This window comes from Neobacillus pocheonensis (assembly GCF_050477905.1).
GTDB lineage: Bacteria > Bacillota > Bacilli > Bacillales > Cytobacillaceae > Neobacillus > Neobacillus pocheonensis_A.
This window is the reverse complement of record NZ_JBCNAD010000001.1, coordinates 76,771-95,210: the sequence shown is the minus strand read 5'-3', so window position 1 is coordinate 95,210 and position 18,440 is coordinate 76,771. Positions and strand designations below refer to the sequence as shown.

21 protein-coding genes and 1 riboswitch are annotated in these 18,440 nt (G+C 40.1%); of the genes, 13 read left to right on the top strand and 8 right to left on the bottom strand.

All coding sequences use genetic code 11. The features are described 5' to 3' along the window. Window positions 1–48: 48 nt before the first annotated feature. Window positions 49–966 (bottom strand): aldo/keto reductase, encoded by a 918-nt coding sequence (locus ABES02_RS00515; RefSeq protein ID WP_430129349.1) that lies wholly within the window; start codon window positions 964–966, stop codon window positions 49–51. 151 nt (window positions 967–1,117) lie between these two features. On the opposite strand from ABES02_RS00515, the gene ABES02_RS00510 reads away from it, so the two are divergent. From ABES02_RS00510 to ABES02_RS00500, 3 genes are all read left to right on the top strand, one after another. Beyond that, a complete protein-coding gene (locus tag ABES02_RS00510) occupies window positions 1,118–1,450 on the top strand; it encodes a zinc ribbon domain-containing protein YjdM (RefSeq protein WP_430129346.1) in 333 nt (110 codons plus the stop codon). 341 nt (window positions 1,451–1,791) lie between these two features. After that, window positions 1,792–1,870: riboswitch (ZMP/ZTP riboswitch) on the top strand. 68 nt (window positions 1,871–1,938) lie between these two features. Beyond that, window positions 1,939–3,138 (top strand): phosphoglycerate dehydrogenase, encoded by a 1,200-nt coding sequence (locus ABES02_RS00505; RefSeq protein WP_430129344.1) that lies wholly within the window; start codon window positions 1,939–1,941, stop codon window positions 3,136–3,138. A gap of 197 nt (window positions 3,139–3,335) precedes the next feature. After that, window positions 3,336–4,175 (top strand): hypothetical protein, encoded by an 840-nt coding sequence (locus tag ABES02_RS00500; protein ID WP_430129342.1) that lies wholly within the window; start codon window positions 3,336–3,338, stop codon window positions 4,173–4,175. 122 nt (window positions 4,176–4,297) lie between these two features. Here the strand turns inward: ABES02_RS00500 and ABES02_RS00495 are convergent, their stop codons facing one another. Together ABES02_RS00495 and ABES02_RS00490 are read right to left on the bottom strand one after the other, a co-directional pair. Next, the gene (locus ABES02_RS00495; protein ID WP_430129339.1) at window positions 4,298–4,945 is read right to left on the bottom strand and encodes a sigma 54-interacting transcriptional regulator; all 648 of its coding nucleotides are present in this window, start codon (window positions 4,943–4,945) and stop codon (window positions 4,298–4,300) included. A 281-nt stretch (window positions 4,946–5,226) separates the two neighbouring features. Beyond that, the gene (locus ABES02_RS00490; protein WP_430129706.1) at window positions 5,227–5,877 is read right to left on the bottom strand and encodes a 4Fe-4S binding protein; all 651 of its coding nucleotides are present in this window, start codon (window positions 5,875–5,877) and stop codon (window positions 5,227–5,229) included. A 333-nt stretch (window positions 5,878–6,210) separates the two neighbouring features. Between ABES02_RS00490 and ABES02_RS00485 the strand changes: the two genes are divergently transcribed. Continuing rightward, entirely contained in the window at window positions 6,211–7,563 is a 1,353-nt protein-coding gene (locus tag ABES02_RS00485; RefSeq protein WP_430129336.1) for a glycosyltransferase family 2 protein, read from the top strand. A gap of 55 nt (window positions 7,564–7,618) precedes the next feature. Here ABES02_RS00485 and ABES02_RS00480 read toward each other — a convergent pair whose 3' ends face one another. Continuing rightward, on the bottom strand, window positions 7,619–8,356 hold the full coding sequence (locus ABES02_RS00480) for an IclR family transcriptional regulator (RefSeq protein ID WP_430129333.1): 738 nt from the start codon (window positions 8,354–8,356) through the stop codon (window positions 7,619–7,621). Window positions 8,357–8,528: 172 nt separating this feature from the next. Here ABES02_RS00480 and ABES02_RS00475 point away from each other — a divergent pair, with 172 nt between their 5' ends. Further along, window positions 8,529–8,822, top strand: a complete 294-nt coding sequence (locus ABES02_RS00475) for a hypothetical protein (RefSeq protein ID WP_430129330.1) — start codon at window positions 8,529–8,531, stop codon at window positions 8,820–8,822. A gap of 57 nt (window positions 8,823–8,879) precedes the next feature. On the opposite strand, the gene ABES02_RS00470 is transcribed toward ABES02_RS00475, so the two are convergent. Beyond that, window positions 8,880–9,302, bottom strand: coding sequence for an organic hydroperoxide resistance protein (locus ABES02_RS00470; RefSeq protein WP_430129327.1), 423 nt, complete (start codon window positions 9,300–9,302; stop codon window positions 8,880–8,882). A gap of 365 nt (window positions 9,303–9,667) precedes the next feature. On the opposite strand from ABES02_RS00470, the gene ABES02_RS00465 reads away from it, so the two are divergent. From ABES02_RS00465 to ABES02_RS00450, 4 genes are all read left to right on the top strand, one after another. Next, window positions 9,668–10,546: a hypothetical protein gene (locus ABES02_RS00465; protein WP_430129324.1), complete on the top strand. Its 879-nt coding sequence runs from the start codon at window positions 9,668–9,670 to the stop codon at window positions 10,544–10,546. A gap of 84 nt (window positions 10,547–10,630) precedes the next feature. Beyond that, window positions 10,631–11,866 carry a hypothetical protein gene (locus ABES02_RS00460; RefSeq protein WP_430129321.1) on the top strand — a complete coding sequence of 412 codons (1,236 nt, stop codon included), beginning with the start codon at window positions 10,631–10,633 and terminating at the stop codon, window positions 11,864–11,866. 236 nt (window positions 11,867–12,102) lie between these two features. Further along, window positions 12,103–13,047 carry a peptide-methionine (S)-S-oxide reductase MsrA gene (gene msrA / locus ABES02_RS00455; protein WP_430129318.1) on the top strand — a complete coding sequence of 315 codons (945 nt, stop codon included), beginning with the start codon at window positions 12,103–12,105 and terminating at the stop codon, window positions 13,045–13,047. Between the two features lie 33 nt (window positions 13,048–13,080). Continuing rightward, window positions 13,081–13,593, top strand: a complete 513-nt coding sequence (locus ABES02_RS00450) for a YfiT family bacillithiol transferase (protein ID WP_430129315.1) — start codon at window positions 13,081–13,083, stop codon at window positions 13,591–13,593. A gap of 175 nt (window positions 13,594–13,768) precedes the next feature. Here ABES02_RS00450 and ABES02_RS00445 read toward each other — a convergent pair whose 3' ends face one another. Both ABES02_RS00445 and motA read right to left on the bottom strand, forming a co-directional pair. After that, on the bottom strand, window positions 13,769–14,482 hold the full coding sequence (locus tag ABES02_RS00445; RefSeq protein WP_430129312.1) for an OmpA family protein: 714 nt from the start codon (window positions 14,480–14,482) through the stop codon (window positions 13,769–13,771). Continuing rightward, window positions 14,460–15,251 (bottom strand): flagellar motor stator protein MotA, encoded by a 792-nt coding sequence (motA, locus tag ABES02_RS00440; RefSeq protein WP_430129309.1) that lies wholly within the window; start codon window positions 15,249–15,251, stop codon window positions 14,460–14,462. Before motA ends, ABES02_RS00445 begins: the two co-directional genes overlap by 23 nt. Window positions 15,252–15,354: 103 nt before the next feature. Between motA and ABES02_RS00435 the strand changes: the two genes are divergently transcribed. From ABES02_RS00435 to ABES02_RS00420, 4 genes are read left to right on the top strand one after another with little or no spacing between them, the layout of a single operon-like run. After that, the gene (locus ABES02_RS00435) at window positions 15,355–15,798 is read left to right on the top strand and encodes a YaaR family protein (RefSeq protein ID WP_430129307.1); all 444 of its coding nucleotides are present in this window, start codon (window positions 15,355–15,357) and stop codon (window positions 15,796–15,798) included. 27 nt (window positions 15,799–15,825) lie between these two features. Further along, complete coding sequence (locus ABES02_RS00430; protein WP_430129304.1) at window positions 15,826–16,230, top strand: flagellar basal body-associated FliL family protein; 405 nt, start codon at window positions 15,826–15,828, stop codon at window positions 16,228–16,230. A gap of 13 nt (window positions 16,231–16,243) precedes the next feature. Continuing rightward, window positions 16,244–17,089, top strand: coding sequence for a flagellar hook-basal body protein (locus tag ABES02_RS00425; RefSeq protein ID WP_430129301.1), 846 nt, complete (start codon window positions 16,244–16,246; stop codon window positions 17,087–17,089). Between the two features lie 12 nt (window positions 17,090–17,101). Then, window positions 17,102–17,872: a flagellar hook-basal body protein gene (locus tag ABES02_RS00420; RefSeq protein WP_430129298.1), complete on the top strand. Its 771-nt coding sequence runs from the start codon at window positions 17,102–17,104 to the stop codon at window positions 17,870–17,872. 88 nt (window positions 17,873–17,960) lie between these two features. Here ABES02_RS00420 and ABES02_RS00415 read toward each other — a convergent pair whose 3' ends face one another. Further along, the gene (locus ABES02_RS00415) at window positions 17,961–18,401 is read right to left on the bottom strand and encodes a PilZ domain-containing protein (RefSeq protein WP_430129295.1); all 441 of its coding nucleotides are present in this window, start codon (window positions 18,399–18,401) and stop codon (window positions 17,961–17,963) included. Window positions 18,402–18,440: the final 39 nt, after the last annotated feature.

Sequence of the window (18,440 nt, the reverse complement as noted above, 5' to 3'; positions counted from 1 at the left end):
AAAAGGCACATCTTTAAATTGGATGTGCCTTCTTGCTTTTATAGAGTTCTACGGCAGAATGTTGCCAGCGGCACGATAGATACTATACCATTCTTCCCGTGTCAGGCGGATTTCGCTCGCCTTAATACAGTCTCTTAATCTGTCCATATTCATTGTTCCTGTGACTGGCTGCATTTTTGCCGGATGGCGTAAAATCCAAGCAATGGCAATAGTCGTGTTACTTACTTCATATTTAGCCGCAATTTCATCGATCTGCTGATTCAATTCAGGGAACTTCTCGTTACCAAGGAATACACCTTCAAAGAATCCGAATTGGAATGGAGACCATGGCTGAATGGTTATATCATTCAATCTGCAAAAATCGAGCACACTTCCATCCCGGTTGATCGCAGCATCATTTTCCATATTTACATTGATTCCATTCGAGATCATTGTGGCGTTGGTGATGCTTAATTGCAGCTGATTGGCCACAAGGGGCTGTTTTACATATTTCTTTAACAGCTGAATTTGCATTGGGTTTTGGTTAGAGACACCAAAGTGGCGTACTTTTCCAGAAGTTTCAAGTAGTTCAAATGCTTCCGCTACTTCTTCCGGTTCAACAAGTGCATCTGGACGGTGGAGAAGAAGAACGTCAAGATACTCTGTTTTTAGGCGTTTCAAGATCCCGTCTACTGACTCTAAAATATACTCCTTGGAAAAATCGAACATTCCTTTACGAATGCCGCATTTCGATTGCAAAATGATTTTCTCGCGAATGTCTGCATTCATATTTATGGCATCAGCGAATATTTCCTCACATGTTCCGCCGCCATAAATATCGGCGTGATCGAAGAAATTCGCCCCTTCTTCTAAAGCGGAATGGACAAAGCGTTCTGCCTCGGCTTTTTCAAGCGATTTAATTCGCATACAGCCGACTGCAACGACAGGCACCTCTAATGAACTGCTTCCTAGTTTCATGGTTTTCATGATTAAATTCCTCCAATCGTATCCATATACTCCTATTTTGACACACGTCTTAAGTATTGTACAAATTTCACACAAGAAAAAACAAAAGTTTGCAAATGGATAGATGCTGAATTATGCTTTATTTACCATAATAAAAGGAGAAAGTGCGAAAATGTCATTGCCAAATTGTCCTAAATGCCAATCAGAATATACATACGAAGATGGAAGTCTGTTTGTTTGTCCGGAATGTGCGCATGAGTGGTCTGGAGAATTAGAAACAGCTGAAGATGAAAAGATTTTCAAAGATGCCAATGGAAATGTCTTACACGATGGCGATACCATTAGCATCATTAAGGACCTGAAAGTAAAAGGAAGTTCCTCTGTCTTAAAAATTGGGACCAGAGTCAAAAATATTCGATTAGTGGATGGCGACCACGATATTGATTGCAAAATCGAAGGCTTCGGAGCGATGAAATTAAAATCTGAGTTTGTTAAGAAGGTTTAACATCAGTTTTTATGGAGAAATCGCATCTTTTTAGAAGAAATCTCTAAAATTTAGCGGATTTTCTGATCGTTTTTGAGGTTATCTCATGAAAAGCCAGCTGAATTTGATTTAATTGTGTAAATAATGGAAGATAATTTTCCCCTTGAGCTACTTATCGGCGGAAATACCCATTTTATCGGCGAATTTTAATGTTTATCGGCGAATATTGAGATTTATCGGCGAATCTATCCACTTTATCGGCGAATTGCTATTTATCACTTAAAATTTCTGTGGATAGAAATTAAATAATAACTTTATAGCTTGAAAGTTGATTGAGAATTTGATAAATTAAGATAAATGAAAAGGCTATGTGTAACTGGCGAAGCGCGGATAACCGCGGGGGAGCACATAGTGTCGCAGCCGTTCGCCTGGGCAGAGGTAAGGGATTTATCCCTTACCTCTTTCTGTTTATTTAGGACAACAACATTAGCCAAAAGGGGAGAAAAAGCATGAGCACAACCACTTTAGAAAAAGTTAAAACGATTAAAACTTTAAATAATATAGCCGAAAGAGGGCTTAAGGTATTCAATAAGGACCACTATGCAATTGACAATGGCTATGACAATCCGGATGCCATTGTGCTTCGGAGTTTTAACATGCATTCATTGGAATTTGGCGATCATTTAAAAGCCATTGCACGAGCTGGAGCGGGTGTCAATAATATTCCGGTCGACAGATGCACAGACAAAGGAATCGTCGTTTTTAATACACCTGGCGCGAATGCAAACGCCGTAAAAGAAATGGTCCTTACCTCATTAATGGCTTCCTCTCGTAATCTATTTGATGGTGTGGCCTGGACAAAGACATTAGCAGATGAAGGTGAACAAGTTCCAAAGTTGGTCGAAGCAGGAAAGAAGCAATTTGTTGGAAAAGAAATTAAGGGGAAAACTTTGGGGGTAATCGGACTAGGAGCGATCGGTGCCCTTGTAGCGAATGATGCGATTGGTTTAGATATGGATGTCATCGGCTATGACCCGTTCATATCTGTCGATACGGCTTGGAATTTGTCCCGTAATGTTCAACGCGCGATGACGATTGAGCAGCTGTTTGCTGAGTCTGATTATATTACAGTACACGTTCCGTTAACCGATGATACAAGAGGAATGTTTAACCGCCAGACATTTAGCATAATGAAAACGGGTGTGCATATTTTGAACTTCTCTCGCGGCGAACTTGTGAACGAACCGGATATGGAAAGTGCACTCGAAAGTGGAATGGTCGGAAAATATATTACAGATTTTCCAAATGAATATGTGTTGAAAATGAAAAATACGGTGCCAATCCCTCATCTTGGTGCCTCTACACAAGAGTCTGAAGAAAACTGTGCGGTTATGGCAGCTCGTCAAGTAAAGGAATTTCTTGAGACTGGTAACATTAAAAACTCCGTGAATTTCCCAAATGCGTCCCTTCCTTATACAGGAAAACGACGGGTGGCGGCATTCCACAAAAACGTTCCTAATATGGTGGGACAAATCACTTCAGCGATATCAAGCTATGATTTAAACATCGCTGATATGGTGAACAGAAGCCGGGGGGAGTACGCTTATACGATGATCGATATCGACAGTAAAGTTAACGGAGATGTTATTCCAGGTTTAGAAGAAAAAATCAAACAGATTGAAGGCATTGTAACAGCCCGTATGATTTAACATAAAATCTATTAAAATTGGCTTACGTTCAGTGCCAAACAAGATATATTCAAAAAGGGTGAGCATACGTGGCTCACCCTTTTATAGTACCCAATAAAAATTTAATAAGAGGGCCATAAAAAATTAAATTTTTATCAAACCGTTTTCAAACATTGTCCGTTTCCTAAAGTGTAAACAATTTAAAAGGGGGAACTTCCATGAAAAAATGGGCATTTTTGATCACCGTTTTCTCAGTCTTCATAGTATTAGCTGCTTGCAATAGTCAGAAGGAAGAAGGTACGAAAAAGAATGAGCCGAAAAGTGAAACGGTATCGGGTGACACAGGAAGCAAAACCGAGAATAATGGTTTACAATTATTAGATAATGTAAATGTCGGAAAATACTTAGCGGATTCCAAAGGTATGGCGTTGTATTGGTTTACAAAGGATCAAACTGGAAAGAGCAATTGCAGCGGGCAATGTTTAGAAAACTGGCCAGCGTTTTCTGCTAAAGATTTTGTAGTGCCGGAGGGCTTTAACAAAAGTGATTTTGGTACCATCAAGCGTGAAGATAATGGAGTTGAACAAGTTACTTACAAAGGATTTCCACTTTATTATTGGGTAAAAGACAAAGCAAAAGGCGATGTAACAGGTCAGGGCGTCGGTAATGTTTGGTTTATCGTCAACAGCCAAACCACATTCGAAACGGCAGTTAGCAATCAATTACAACTATTGGAGAGCGCCAATATCGGAAAATATTTAGCAGATTCAAAGGGCATGACTTTATATTATTTTACAAAAGATCAACCTGGTAAAAGCAACTGCAGCGGGCAATGTCTCATCAACTGGCCTGCTTTTTCTGCAAAAGATTTTGCAGTGCCGGCAGGTTTTAACAAAAGTGATTTTGGTACCATTGTGAGGGAAGATAATGGGGCCGAGCAAGTGACATACAAAGGCTTCCCGCTCTATTATTGGATAAAAGACAAAGCAAAAGGCGATGTAACAGGTCAGGGCGTCGGCAATGTTTGGTATATTGTCAATACGGAAACCAAATTTTAATGAAGGTAAATCAGAAAAAGTCTTGCTCACTTAGGTTCAAGTTAGCAAGACTTTTTCTATATTATTCTATTTGTTTTGTTGATTTTGCAAGTAGATATTTCAGTTTCATGCATCGTCCATGCTTACAGCACAAACTTTTTTTTCTTGCGGACAAGGGTAGCCAGGTCGATTTGAAGTATTTCGGCACACCGTTTCATGGGACGATAAGTAGATAAATAGGAAGCTAATAGGGTCTTTTCATATTCATTTACCAAATCTTTTAGGGAAAGCATTGGATCTATTGCAGCCCTTATGTCCTGGGATACAGGAAACGGCTTCTCCGGATTGTGCTGATAGATAGTAGGCGGAAGCAAGGATTCATGGATGAAATCGTCATCGGATAAGATGACAAGCCGCTCCACTACATTTCTCAGTTCCCGAACGGTTCCGGGCCATGGATAGGAAAGAAGCTGTTCAATCACATGGGGGGAGAACGTTTTTTTCCTGCCGTGTTTTTCGTTAAACATCTGAAGAAAATGCATAAGCAATACAAAGATATCCTCCGGCCTCTCCCTTAGCGGCGGGACGTGGATGGGCAGCACGTTGATTCGGAAGAATAGGTCCTCGCGGAATTTTTTTGCTTGGATCAGCTCTTCCAGATTTGCATTTGTGGCCGCGATAATCCGGACATCGATGGGAATCGAGTTCGTTCCACCCACTCTTTGAATCTTCATATCCTGCAAAACCCCCAGCAATGCCGCGTGAACAAGCTGGGACGCTAATGGTCTCATTAATCTGTGCGGGAATTTCGGCGGAATTGTCGGTCCTATCGTTGTCGGTGCGGTGGCACATGATGGTAATTAATCAATGGATTTTACGTATTAGGTTTTGCGATGGTCGTAGGAGCTCTCATTACCGCTTTTGTTGAAGGACGCTTTAAGGCAAACGATTCAGCAGAACATGAAACAAGCGGGAAACCAGTTCAAGTGTCATGAATACATGAAAGATCTTAAAAAAGCGTGTGTTTAAGCACGCTTTTTTTCTGTCTATGTAAAGATTTTGGTGTGTTTAGCTAATGACTCCCAAAATGGAATCGAATGGCTTTTTTCGGACATGAATCTACACATTCCCCGCAGAGGATGCATTCGGAGTGGTTGATGTCTCCTTTTTGGACCATTTTTTTTACATCCAAGCTCATCGAACAATTTTTTGTGCAGAGATTACAGCCGCTACAGACAGATGGCTCACATTTTAAGTGGAGAGAAGGGATTTTTAATCGGTTTTTTATGATGTTTCCTAAAACCATAAATGGGGACATCCAACAAATTATATGGCAAAAAACCCTTTTACCGAAGGTTAGGGTCAGAACGATAATTAGCAATGTTAATGAAAAATAAACAAATAACGCATACTCCTCGAGTATTGAAATTTTTGAAGAAAGCTGATAAAAGAATTGGATTTTTTTTTCACCGGCCGCTAGCAAAAATAAGACAATGATACTACTAAACCAAGGGATCCAAAGGGCGTATTTAATCCCATTTTTTTTGCCTAAATGGAACCGTTTATTCCCGCTTGCGGTCGAGAAGCTTTCTTGCATTCCTCCAGCCGGGCAAAGCCAACCGCAAAATCCCCTGCCAACTATGAAGGAGCTAATAAATAGTAATCCAAATACAACACAACTGCCTGACACTATCCCAAAATAAGCACCCGATAAACTTAACATTGGTGATAAATAATATATGGTAATAGGAAAAAGTAAAAATGAGACGAAAATGACCGATTTTCTTACTGACTGTCTTTTCATATCCCACACCTCAATTTTATTAGCTTATTTCCATATTACACCAAAAAGCAGCGATGAATTGTGATGATATTATGACAGATATTTATGAATATTCTTTGTTTTGTTAAAAGTATTCCGATTATAAAATCAATAGGATAATTTATCTATTTTTGGAGGAATTGGAAGGGTTCTGTCGAATAATTAATTTAGTATTTCGACTTTTTCCGGAGCGATGGAGATGTAATTAATTTAATTGTGAAAGGTGCATTATGTATGATACCTAAACTAAAACCAATCGATTCACAAGTGGTGACCAGAGACAACCATTTATACATTCCAGTTGTAGGTAAATTTTGGATAAGTCATGGTTTTGCACTTCTATGGTTAGGCGCTTCGATTTATATAGCTTACCCTTGGTTAAAAGATTTAGCTTATCATGTATCCTTTCCACTGGCATTACTTATTATTGGTGGGCTTGCATACATTCCCGGTTATATGAATGCTTTTTTGGTCATTAGCCTCATTTTAGATCGGCAGCCGCCCTTTAAAATGGATTCTCCGCATGAAGAGATTACTATCCTTATCGCTGCGCATAATGAAGAAGATAAAATTTTTCAAACGCTGCAATATATAGATAAACAAGACTATTTAGGAAAAATAAAAGTAACAGTTATTAATAATTGTTCAACTGATCGAACGATTAATGAAGTATTAAAGGCAAAGAATAAATTGTCAACTAAAATTGAGTTGCTTCATGAAGAGAAGCCGGGAAAATTTCATGCTTTAAATCACGCATTAAAGTCTGTTTCCACTCGCTATTTCATTACCTTGGATGCTGATACTCTACTACATCCAGCTTCTATCCGCCATCTTGTATCAAGGATGAAGTCCAGTCCTGAGGAAGTTTGTGCAGTCGCAGGCAGTGTTTTGGTGAAAAACAGTAGAGAGAATTTATTGACTAAGATGCAAGAATGGGATTATTTCTTGGGTATCGCCTCCATTAAAAGACTTCAGGGGTTGTATCAAGGAACGTTAGTTGCCCAAGGTGCCTACAGTCTTTACAAGACTAAATGTGTTCAAGAAGTGGGCGGTTGGCCTGATGCAATCGGTGAAGATATTGTTTTAACATGGCGTCTGCTCCATAGAAAATGGAAGGTATACTTTGAACCATTGGCTGTTGCCTTTACTGAAGTTCCCAGTTCAGTTAAGCATTTGGTACGGCAGCGGGCAAGATGGGCAAGAGGCATGATTGAAGGATTACATGAAGTGAAACCATGGAAACAACCGCAAATTTTTGTGAAATATATGACTGGAGTCAATTTAATCATGCCGTACTTGGATTTAACCTACACCTTATGTTGGATTCCCGGACTAATATTAGCGTTTTTCGGGAACTTTTTGATAGTGGGTCCAATGACAGTATTCGTTTTGCCCTTAACACTTATCAGTTATAGTATTCTATTTTTCTATCAAAGAAATTTTGTATTTCGAAGCTTACATATTAGAATTCGTAAGAATATATTAGGCTTTATTCTTTACTTTCTTGGTTATCAATTGATTATGTCCCCCGTGTCGGTGTACGGTTATTTACAAGAGGTTTTTAAATTCCAAAGGAAATGGAAGTAAGATTGGGTCAGTCCCCGCATTTTTAAGGGGACTGATTCTTTTTTCCACCTCTCAACTATGTTCTATTAAAGTGCTGGATGATTGCTTGACAAGCATGGAGGAGGGCAGTTGCCAATTTCTCTTCATTACCATAAAAACGAGTAGATGGGAGCGGAATCGAGATAGCGGTTAAATTTCCGAAGCGATCAAAAACAGTTGCGCCCACTGCACAAATTCCTTGAATGTGTTCTTCCCTTGCAAAAGCAATCCCTGTTTTACGAACCTTTTCTAACTCTTTTAACAATTCATCCCGATTCTTAATTGTATAATCATTATACTGTTGCAGGTCCTCTGGTAACAGTTTCTCAACCTCTGCAATCGGCAAGGAGGCGAGTATGGCCTTTCCGTTTGCCGTGCAATGTAGTGGAAAAGAAGCACCAGGTTGTGAAGTCGCCTGCAATGGATGCGGAGCGATGATTTGATCAACAAAAAGCACTTTTCCGTTATCCAATACGGAGATGTCAACCGTTTCATTGATTTGATGTGATAGTTTTATTAAAAATGGCCTAATTTCTTCTCTTAAATCACTATGGAATGCGGCGGCAAGCATCGTAATCTCAGGACCAAGACGGTAACCGCCGTTAGCAGAAGCAGCTGCAATGAACCTCTCCTGTTCCAGGGTCGTAACAATCCTTTGCACTGTAGACCTGGCCATGTCCACTTCTTTGGCAATTTGCGACAAGCTTAATCCTTTTGGATGAACTCTAAGAACCCTCAGTATTTTAGTTGCAAAAAAATTACAAGAAAAAATCACCCATTCCACATTTGAGAAAAAGCATGTCACGAATACTACATTAGACGTCACAGGGACGCATTAAAAATAGAAATTCACTCCTTTATTGTCCTGCTCCCTGAAAATTTATTTATACATTTTCGTTCCAATTTGCTTTTTGTTCCATATGCTTAAACATAAGGGGTGAAATGTAATGGAAAACGAACAGTTTGATATCGATACGTTGAAGCAAATAAGGAATAAACTTGATTATATTTACTATGTTGCTAAAAGTAATTACAATGACAACCCTGAATTAATGGACACGATTGAAAATTTAGCGCAAGTAGCTAATATGTTTACGAATATTAAAATTCAAGAATTAAATGGTCAAGTTAAAACACAAAGCCCTCAAGGATACATTTTGCCTAAGCTGGCAAACGCATACTCAAGAATGAAGGAGTATGAGAATCAAAAAGAGGATGAGTTTCCGACCTGGAAGCTTTAAAATGACATGTGTACTAAAAATGGGAGAGGCAGGGTGCCTTTCCCATTTTTTACTTTATTACAATACGGTCGTTATTAATTCAACCTCGATATTCCCTTTAGTTGCTTTAGAATATGGACATACATCATGTGCTTTTTTAACTAATTCCTTAGCTTCTTCTATTGAAATACCACCTATTGCTACATTTAAAACGGCTGCGAGTTTGAAGCCGCCTTCAGTGTCTTTGCCTATTGATACTTCTGCTGTAACTTTAGATTCAATTCGCTTTCGCGCTTGACGTGCGACCAAATTTAAGGCGCTATCGAAACAAGCGGCATAGCCCGCTGCAAATAATTGTTCAGGATTTGTGGCATTTTCCTTCCCTTGTCCTCCTAGAGATTTAGGCATAGATAATGTTAAATCCAGAGTGCCGTCACTGCTTGTTACTTTCCCTAATCTTCCACCCTCAGCTGTTGCTTTTGCTGTATACAATGCTTCCATCAAAAATCACTCCTTTTTAGTTTTTCGAAATTAAATTGTGTGCAATTAATTATTACAGGATTATATTAAACTTAAATTTAAATATTGTCAACTATTAAATTGTGCGCAATCTAATTTGAAGAAAAATAAAAAAGGGATACGCCTAATTTTATGATATTGGGTAACATCCCTATCACGAATGAGGCCTGACTCGTCAAGAAATAGTCCAATCCTATTAAAAAGTTATTATTCATACCTGCCAATTGAATCATAGGAGATAGGCTTAAAGAATCGTTTACGCTGAACAGAAAAGAAAACGGTCAAAAAATCTTTGGATTGGTCGAATCGTGTCATGAATTGACGATTAATTGAAAGGGGGTGAGATATTGCACTTCCGCCATTTTCTTATTTCAGGTCTTATGGTTGGAGCGGCTCTTTTTTTACCACACAATGCCTTTGCAGAAAAGAATGGGTTAAATGTACAGCAGAATCCACAAACTTCTTCTCTACATGCCAATCAATCAGGAAATACTGATGATGCTTCCGTACAACCTAACGTTCCAGTGAAAGCTGAAAATGCAAAGAAAACTGAGGTGGCACCTGAACCCGCTGTTAAAAATCAGGGGGTAGGAAGACAACAGGAATCCAACCATAATCCTCAACAAACGTTGGTCCCAAAACAAGCGGCAACGCCAAAAAGTTTGCCGAACCAGGCAAAAGGGAATGGCCAGCCTTCTATAAATAAGGGACAGAAAAACGTTGAGGCTCCTGGTCAACAGAAAAGTGAAACTATACATGAAAATAACAGAGGTTTAGGAAACGACAAGCAAACTGTTGCCATTTCCCATAAACCATTTGATGCAGAAATGCGCGACAAAGCTGAATCATTGAAGCGAGTGACTCCTCAAAGAGAAGGTTCACACCTGTCGACGCAAAAGGCAGCACCCTATAAACCGCTGGTGCCGGAGCCTTCAAGTAAGGGACAAGCCCCTGTCGGGAAGGAAGATGTGCCAAACGCTGATCGGCCAATGAGTCCGACTCAACGTTCTAATAATTCAGGCGGGTCATCAAATGATCGGGTAAGCCAGGGATTGAGTTCTATGAGTATGTTGGATAAGTGGTTTGAATGGAATAAACACTATGAAATCAAATTTGTCCAACTTTATCTTTCACGCTATGCATTATTGAGTAATCAATGGGTGAATGCGCCGCCGGCACCACCGCCACAAAAAGCTCCTTTATTAAAATTGGTTACCCGCAGCTAATAGCCACGGAACATGATAATAAAAGGAGCGAATTAAAAAATGAAACATTACTTAAACCCTAATTTTGTTATGAAATCTTTTGTATTGGCTGGAGCATTATCTTTTGGAATTTTTGCTGGAGGTCATTTTACTGAAGCGGCTGGTCTTGGTAAGGAAAAAGCTGAGCAAACCGTTCATGTGAAAAATGAACACAGCGAAAAAGTTCATGTGAATGCAAAGCCTGCTGTTCCAGCGAAGCCAGCGGCACCAGTAGTAAAGGCGCAGCCCAAAGTTGAAAAAGTGAACAAGTCTCAAGCTAGTGTGCATGCCAGCGAGAATGCAAAATGGCATGCGAATTCAAACTCTGCTGTTTTAGGCAAGGTTGGAAAAACAGAAGAGGCAAAAACTGAAGATACTCCTGTTCAAGAACCAACTACAGATGAGGGTGTTAACGTTACGACTGACACTACAGTTGAAAAACAAGATGCAGCCGCTGCAACAACAGAAGTTGAAAAAGATGAGGCTGTAACAACAAATGATGAAGCCCTTAAAGAAGACGAAGCAGCAGTTAAAGAAGATGAAAAGGCTGAAGAGGTTGACGCGGATTCAGCAGTAAAAACTGAAGATAAAGAAGATGCGGATGATCAAGATTCCGATTCTAAAAAGCCAGCTATTAAGACTGATGCTGTTGTAAAAACAAAAGATGAAGACGAAGCAGAGGCTACTTTAGAGGACGATGAGAAAGAAGCTAAGGTAAATCCTTCATTTGCCAACAAAGTAAAATCTCAAGCGTTCGAACATGCAAGCGAAACAGCTAAAGCGCATGCAGCAGCAAATTCCGCTGTACATGCAGATGGAAATGTTTCTGAAGAGGCTGCAACAACTGAAGAAACTACAGAAGTAGTAACTGACGAAGCAGGCCAAGAAGCTACAGAAGTAGTAACTGACGAAGCAGGCCAAGAAACTACAGAAGTAGTAACTGACGAAGCAGGTCAAGAAGCAACAGAAGCAGTAACTGACGAAGATGGCCAAGAAGCCACTAAAGTAGTAACTGACGAAGCTGGAGAAGAAGAAACAGAAGCGGTAACTAACGAAGCAGGCCAAGAAGCCACTGAAGTAGTAACTGACCAAGCTGGAGAAGAAACTACTGAAGTAAACAAAGAAGAAACATCAAAAGTAAACAAATCTGCAGCTAACAAAGCAAAAGCTCATGCAAGCGTAAAAGCAAGTGAAAATGCATTTCAACATGCAGCAGCAAATTCAGCTGTATTAGCTGGAACAGAAGTTTCTGAAGAAGCGGTAACTGATGAAACTACTGTTGAGACTGCTACAAAAGAATAAACTATTGTCAAAGAAACCGGAGGATTATATCCTTCGGTTTTTTTCTTTTTATTATTTGAAGGATGTTGGAAATTTTTGTGGAAATTAGTTTTAAAAAGCTAGTGATAAAGATATTAATATCATGGAGGGATTATTGTGGAGCACGAATTAAAAGAGTTTATTAAGAAGTGTGACATTGCAATAAAAATGGTACAGACTTAATCAATAAGTAGACATTTATAAAGGAGTTGATCTTATTGGAAAAAGCAACATTTGCAGGTGGCTGCTTTTGGTGCATGGTATCACCATTTGACGAGCAGCCTGGGATTAAGGAAGTCATCTCAGGTTATACAGGAGGCCACACTGAAAACCCGACATATGAGGAAGTGTGTTCGGATACAACAGGACATTATGAAGTGGTACAGATTACATTCGATCCAAACGTCTTCCCGTATAAAAAATTACTTGAATTATTTTGGCAGCAAATTGACCCAACGGATACGGAAGGCCAGTTCAATGACCGTGGTTCATCCTACCGAACAGCGATTTTTTACAACAATGAAGAACAGCGTGAAATGGCGGAGGCTTCAAAAAGGAAGCTTGCTGCGAGTGGACGCTTTGCAAAGCCAATCGTGACGGAAATTCTTCCGGCAAGCCCATTTTATAGGGCGGAGGAAAAGCACCAATATTATTATAAAAAAATGCCCTTTCACTACAATCATTACCGGGAAGGTTCGGGCCGTGCCCTCTTCATTCGTGAAAATTGGAAAAAGCGCAAAAGCGATGATGAATTGCGGCAGGAGCTGACGCCGCTTCAGTTTGAAGTGACCAGAAATAATGCGACTGAGCCGCCGTTTCAGAATGAATTCTGGAATCATGAGGAAGAGGGAATTTACGTCGATATTATTTCAGGGGAGCCGCTGTTCAGTTCAAAGGACAAATATGATGCTGGCTGTGGCTGGCCAAGCTTCACCAAGCCGCTACGCCGCTATGAATTGGAAGAAAAATTTGATACCTCTCATGGAATGCGAAGAATTGAGGTTCGCAGCAAAACCTCCGATTCTCATCTCGGTCATGTATTCGACGATGGACCAGGTCCCGATCGTGCCCGCTACTGCATCAACTCTGCAGCACTTCGGTTTGTGCCCAAAGACAAGCTTAAGGACGAAGGGTTTGACGAGTTTATTAAGTTGTTTGAATAGCCCTTGAAAATTTATAAAGAAGGAGGAATATAGATGGATCAAAGATATCCTATTGGAAAATTCCAGTTTTCTGACAAGGTCACCGCTGAGTCTACTGAAGGCTGGATCAATGAAATTGAAGCATTGCCTGGTATGGTACGGGCAGCTGTAAAAGACTTAAATAATCAACAGCTGGATACACCGTATCGACCAGGAGGATGGACCATCCGGCAAGTAGTCCATCACCTTGCCGATAGTCATATGAATGCTTACATCCGTTTTAAGTTAGCTCTTACCGAGGAAAATCCGATAATCAAGCCATATGAAGAAGGCAAATGGGCGGAGCTCTCGGATTCAAGATTGCCGGTTGAGATTTCACTTTCAATGTTGGAAGCATTGCACATTCGCTTGGTTCACTTATTGCGAGGTTTAACCCCTACCGAATATGAAAAGACGTTTCTTCATCCAGAATCAGGTGAAGTGTCTGTAGGGAAAAATATTGGCCTTTATGCCTGGCATGGCCGCCATCATCTTGCCCATATATTGAGCGCAAATGTTAATAAATGAACGAGAAGCTTGATGAAGAACCAAGGGACAGGACTTATCAATCGAGTCCTGTTTCTAATTAAAAGAGCACCGCAAAAAAACGGTGCCCTTAATCATAATGCGTTCATCTTCATTTTAATGAATGCCTTTAATCATACATAACGGATGATTAACTTGATTTGTTTAGCGATTTTTATCATTCTGTTTTTAAAATGGTAATATCTACCCTTCGATTCGCTTGCCGGTGCGGAAGAGTGTCATTTGGAAAAACGGGCTTCTGTTCGCCAAATCCTGCAAATTGCAGTTTCTTGGACGCGATTCCGTTTGTCTCGAAAAAATAAAGAACAGATAAAGCCCGGGCTGCTGACAATTCCCAATTGGATTTATACCTGCCGCCTGTAATCGGGACATTGTCGGTGTGTCCTTCGATACTGATTGGATTTTGCACTTGCTTAATCAAATCCAATAAATCATTCAAAATAATCAATGAGTCCCCTTTTAAATCCGCTCTGCCGGATTCAAACAAAATGACGTCCTTTAAGGATAGCTTGATTCCTTTTGGTTCGTCCTTTATCGTGATCACCTTCTCCAATCCTTTTGTCTCAATATACTGCTCGATTTGCTCCTTTAAGCTTTGCAGTTTTTCTGTTTCTGCAAGTTTGCTAGCGTCCTTTTTTTCCACTTCTTTCGTGATGCCGGCGTTTTCTTTTATAATCAAACTATTTCCTTGGCCTTTTAGGGCCGTATTCATCGAAATCATAATTTGTTGGAGCTTATCGTTGTTAATACTTCCGGATGCGAATAAAACAATAAACAGGGCAAGTAATAAAGTTAATAGGTCCGAGTAGGGAATGAGCCAGCTTTCGTCGATATGTTCGTCGTTGTGGTTATGCGATCTCCGCTTCTTCACTGATTGTTTCCTCCTGCTTTAAACGTCCCTTTGAAGGTAAATAAACACACAGTTTTCGCTCAATTAATTTAGGAGTTAACCCGTCTTGAATGGCCAGTAATCCATCAATCATCATAACTTTGATATCTTGTTCCTTTTTGGATATCCGCTTTAATTTATTGGAAATCGGATGCCAAAGGACGTAACCAGAAAAGATCCCCAATAGCGTGGCGATGAAGGCTGCAGCGATGGAGTAGCCTAATTTATCCATGTCCTTTAAATTACCTAATGCGGCAATTAAGCCGACAACAGCGCCCAAAACCCCTAGCGTTGGCGCATACATGCCCGCCTGGCTGAAAATTAAGCTGCCCACCTTATGTCTTTCCGTCACCGCCTCAAGTTCATCATAAAGAATTTCCTCCATTTGCTTGCGGTCACTGCCGTCAATAATCATTTCCAAGCCATTTTTTAAAAATGGATCATCAACAGAATCAGCAATTTCCTCTAACGCTAACACGCCTTCCGTCCTGGCGACGATGGCCCACTCCACCATCATGTCGATCACTTCTGATTGCGTCGGCAGCTTTGGTTCTATAAAAGCGATTTTTAGCAATAGCGGGAACTTCTTGATTTCACTCATAGGGAACGCAACGAACAGAGTAGCGATGGTTCCGCCAAAAATAATTAAAAAAGCGGCTGGATTGGCAAGGGCATGAACGGATACCCCTTTTAACACCATACCCACACCAATAAAGACAATCGCTAAGATAAGTCCGATAATGGTCGTCATGAAATTCTCCTTTTCTTTTCATTGTTAAAAAATTATAATCACAATTGTATTCAAGGGTACAAAATTCGACAATATCATTTTCATTCGGAGAGGTGTTTTAGATTTGAAAGTTGGTCAAGGGTTCGGGATTCAAAAAGACTTTATGTTTTCCCAAAAAGAAATAAAATCAACAGAAGCACCTTCATTTCAACAATTATTTTCAGAAAAACAAACCTATTTTGCCAAAGAACAATTACATGCTCTTTTGGAGGATATCCATCGGCAAGGGGAGCGCTTGGCTCGTTCACGAACATTGAAGGATCTCCATCAGTATAAAGGGCTGATCAAATCTTTTTTACAGGATGTGGTGAAATTTGGCCTCTCCTTAGAAGAAACGACATCTTTTTCATCCATGTCTAGTCGGGAACGAAAATTAAAGATAATAAAAGAGGTTGACGAAAAATTAGTGAAACTTTCTCAAGAAATGATTGAACAGGAAGACGAAAACATCCGTTTATTAGATAGTATAGGGGAAATAAAGGGTCTGTTGATCGACCTTTATTTATAGCTATCATGATGAACGGGGGCGTAAAGGATGAAAAAGTTTTTAACGATAACCGCCATTCTAGTTGTTTTAGCCGGCGGGGGATTCTATTACTATCAATATAATAAAGCCCATGTTGCCAGCGCTGCGGAAGTATCGATTGATCGATTGGCCGACCAAACCATCCAAACCAGCCAGATCAGTACGAATCTCAATTCCGACAACCTTATTCAGGTGAAATTTTCGATTGAACTAGATTCAAAGGATACGAAAAAGCAATCAGAAAAGATTATTCCGATCATCGAAAGCGATATTATCAAGATTCTTTCAAAATCCCAAAAAGAAGATTTTAAGGATATTGCTGTCTTTGAGAATAAAGTAAAAGAGCAACTAAACAAAAGATTCTCCGAAGGAAAAATTATTAATGTTTATACGACAGAATTACTTATACAGTAAAGGGGATTGACCGATGCTTAGAGGAATACATACAGCAGCGTCCGGCATGATTGCCCTGCAAAGGCGGCAGGAAGCGTTAACGAATAATCTGGCTAATATTGAAACTCCCGGTTACAAAAAGGTTGATACCACTTTGCGTGCTTTTCCGGAGGTTTTCCTTGAAAGAATCAATGATTCTCAAACGACTGCAACGGAGAATGCACCCGGATTTTCTTGGATTGGTTCGATGCAGCAGGGAGTCTATGCCCAAGAAAATATTTCGAACTTTCTTCAAGGCGACTTGGTCGAAACGAATAATCCATTTGATGTGGCGATTGATGATCGAAATCTCCCTTCCGCCGGCGGTCAACAGCCAAGTATGTTTTTTGCCGTTGTTAATGCGATAGGAGAAATCCGCTATACAAGAAATGGACGATTTACAGTTGATGAAACGGGACAACTTCGTACCCTGGAAGGAAACGCCGTATTAAACAATCTTGGGAAACCGGTACAAGTTGATCCTGATCTTGCTTCCAGTGAGGTGTCCATCAGCCCTCAAGGAGAAATTATTGTCAATCCCGATGATCCTGCCAAGCGTGAAGTGGTTGATACGATTGGATTAGTTTTGATCGAAAATCCCAACCAATTGATCAAAGAAGGAAATGGATTGTTCAGGTTAGAAGGACAAAATCCTCCGATTTTAAAAGAGCTCCCAGCGGGCGTCGTGCTCCATCAGAAAATGATCGAGGGCTCGAATGTGGATCCAACGATGACGATGACAAACATGATGGAAAATGTCCGTTTGTACGAAGCAAATCAAAAAGTGCTGCAGGCTTACGACCGGTCATTGGAATTATTAAATTCAGTCGGAAAAGTGTAAAGGAGAGTACTCATGAATACTTCGTTGTATATTGCCACAAGCGGTTTAAACTCCTACCAGAAAAAGCTGGATACGATTTCAAACAATATTGCCAATGCTGAAACAACGGGCTTTAAGCGAAGAGAGGCCTCCTTTGAAGAAAATTTAGCAATTTCGATTGAAAACCAAAAGGCTGCCAATCGGGAAGCAGGCAGAATGACGCCCAATGGTATTCGTGCCGGATTTGGGGTCCATATGAACGGCACGCAGCTGATGTTGGAGCAGGGGATTCCAAAAGCAACAGATAATCCACTTGATTTGATGATTTCGGGGAAAGGGTTTTTTCAAGTTGGAAAACAGGGCGATGTTTTCTATACAAGAAATGGCTCGTTTCAAAAAAGCCCCATGGACAATGGAACCTATCGCCTAGTGAATGCTGAGGGCTACTATTTGTTGGATAAAAATAAGCAGCCGGTGGAAATACCAAACGATGTCGATTTCTCAGTCAACGAGTCCGGAATGATTGCTTCTACTAACCAGCAAATCGGGGTGGTTGAGTTTGTCAATCCGCAGAAATTGACTGGTGAGGGTGGTAATGTTTTTCGTTACACAGGAGCAGGCAATGAAATTCTTGCCAATACTTCGGTCGCCATCCAGCAGGGATTTATTGAATCCTCTAATGTGGATTTGAGTAAAGAAGTGACGGACATGATCACAACCCAGCGGGGGTTCCAATTCAATTCCAGGTCTATCTCATATGCTGATCAAATGATGGGAATCGCCAATGGAATCATAAGAAGTTAATAAAAAAGAGCCTTGAGATAAACTGCACCCCAAACTTTAGACACTCTCTAAAATTGGGGGTGCAGTTCAAAAATAGGCTCTTTTTGCATTATAAAACGACTTTTTCTCTGCTTTTATCCCAAAGGATTTTGAATAGCTTTTGTTCGGTTTTTTCATCCAATTCGATAAAATGGACTCCGAATTCGTATATTCCATTGGCTAATCGTTTCCGTCGCTCTATTTTTCCGGGTAAAGAGAATATTTCCTCCAACTCAAAATGTATCGTGAGTTCATCAATATTGGTTAAATCCTCATAAGAAATGAGTTTCATACCGGTCAAGCTGATATCACGAATCGAACCATAAAGAACGGTGCCTGGGGAGGAAGCGGTTGTTAAAGTGCATTCATGCTCCCATAAACTAAGGCGGAAGGCACTCCTCCGATTTTCCCTTTTTGGTAGGATTTTATTTTTTTTCCTAGTAGAAAAACGAAAAAGAAGAATCAAACCTATCAAAACAAAAGCTGCATCGGCTAAATAAGCAGTATTCACTTCGAACTCCCCTAAATATTTGCTACTATAAATTTACCA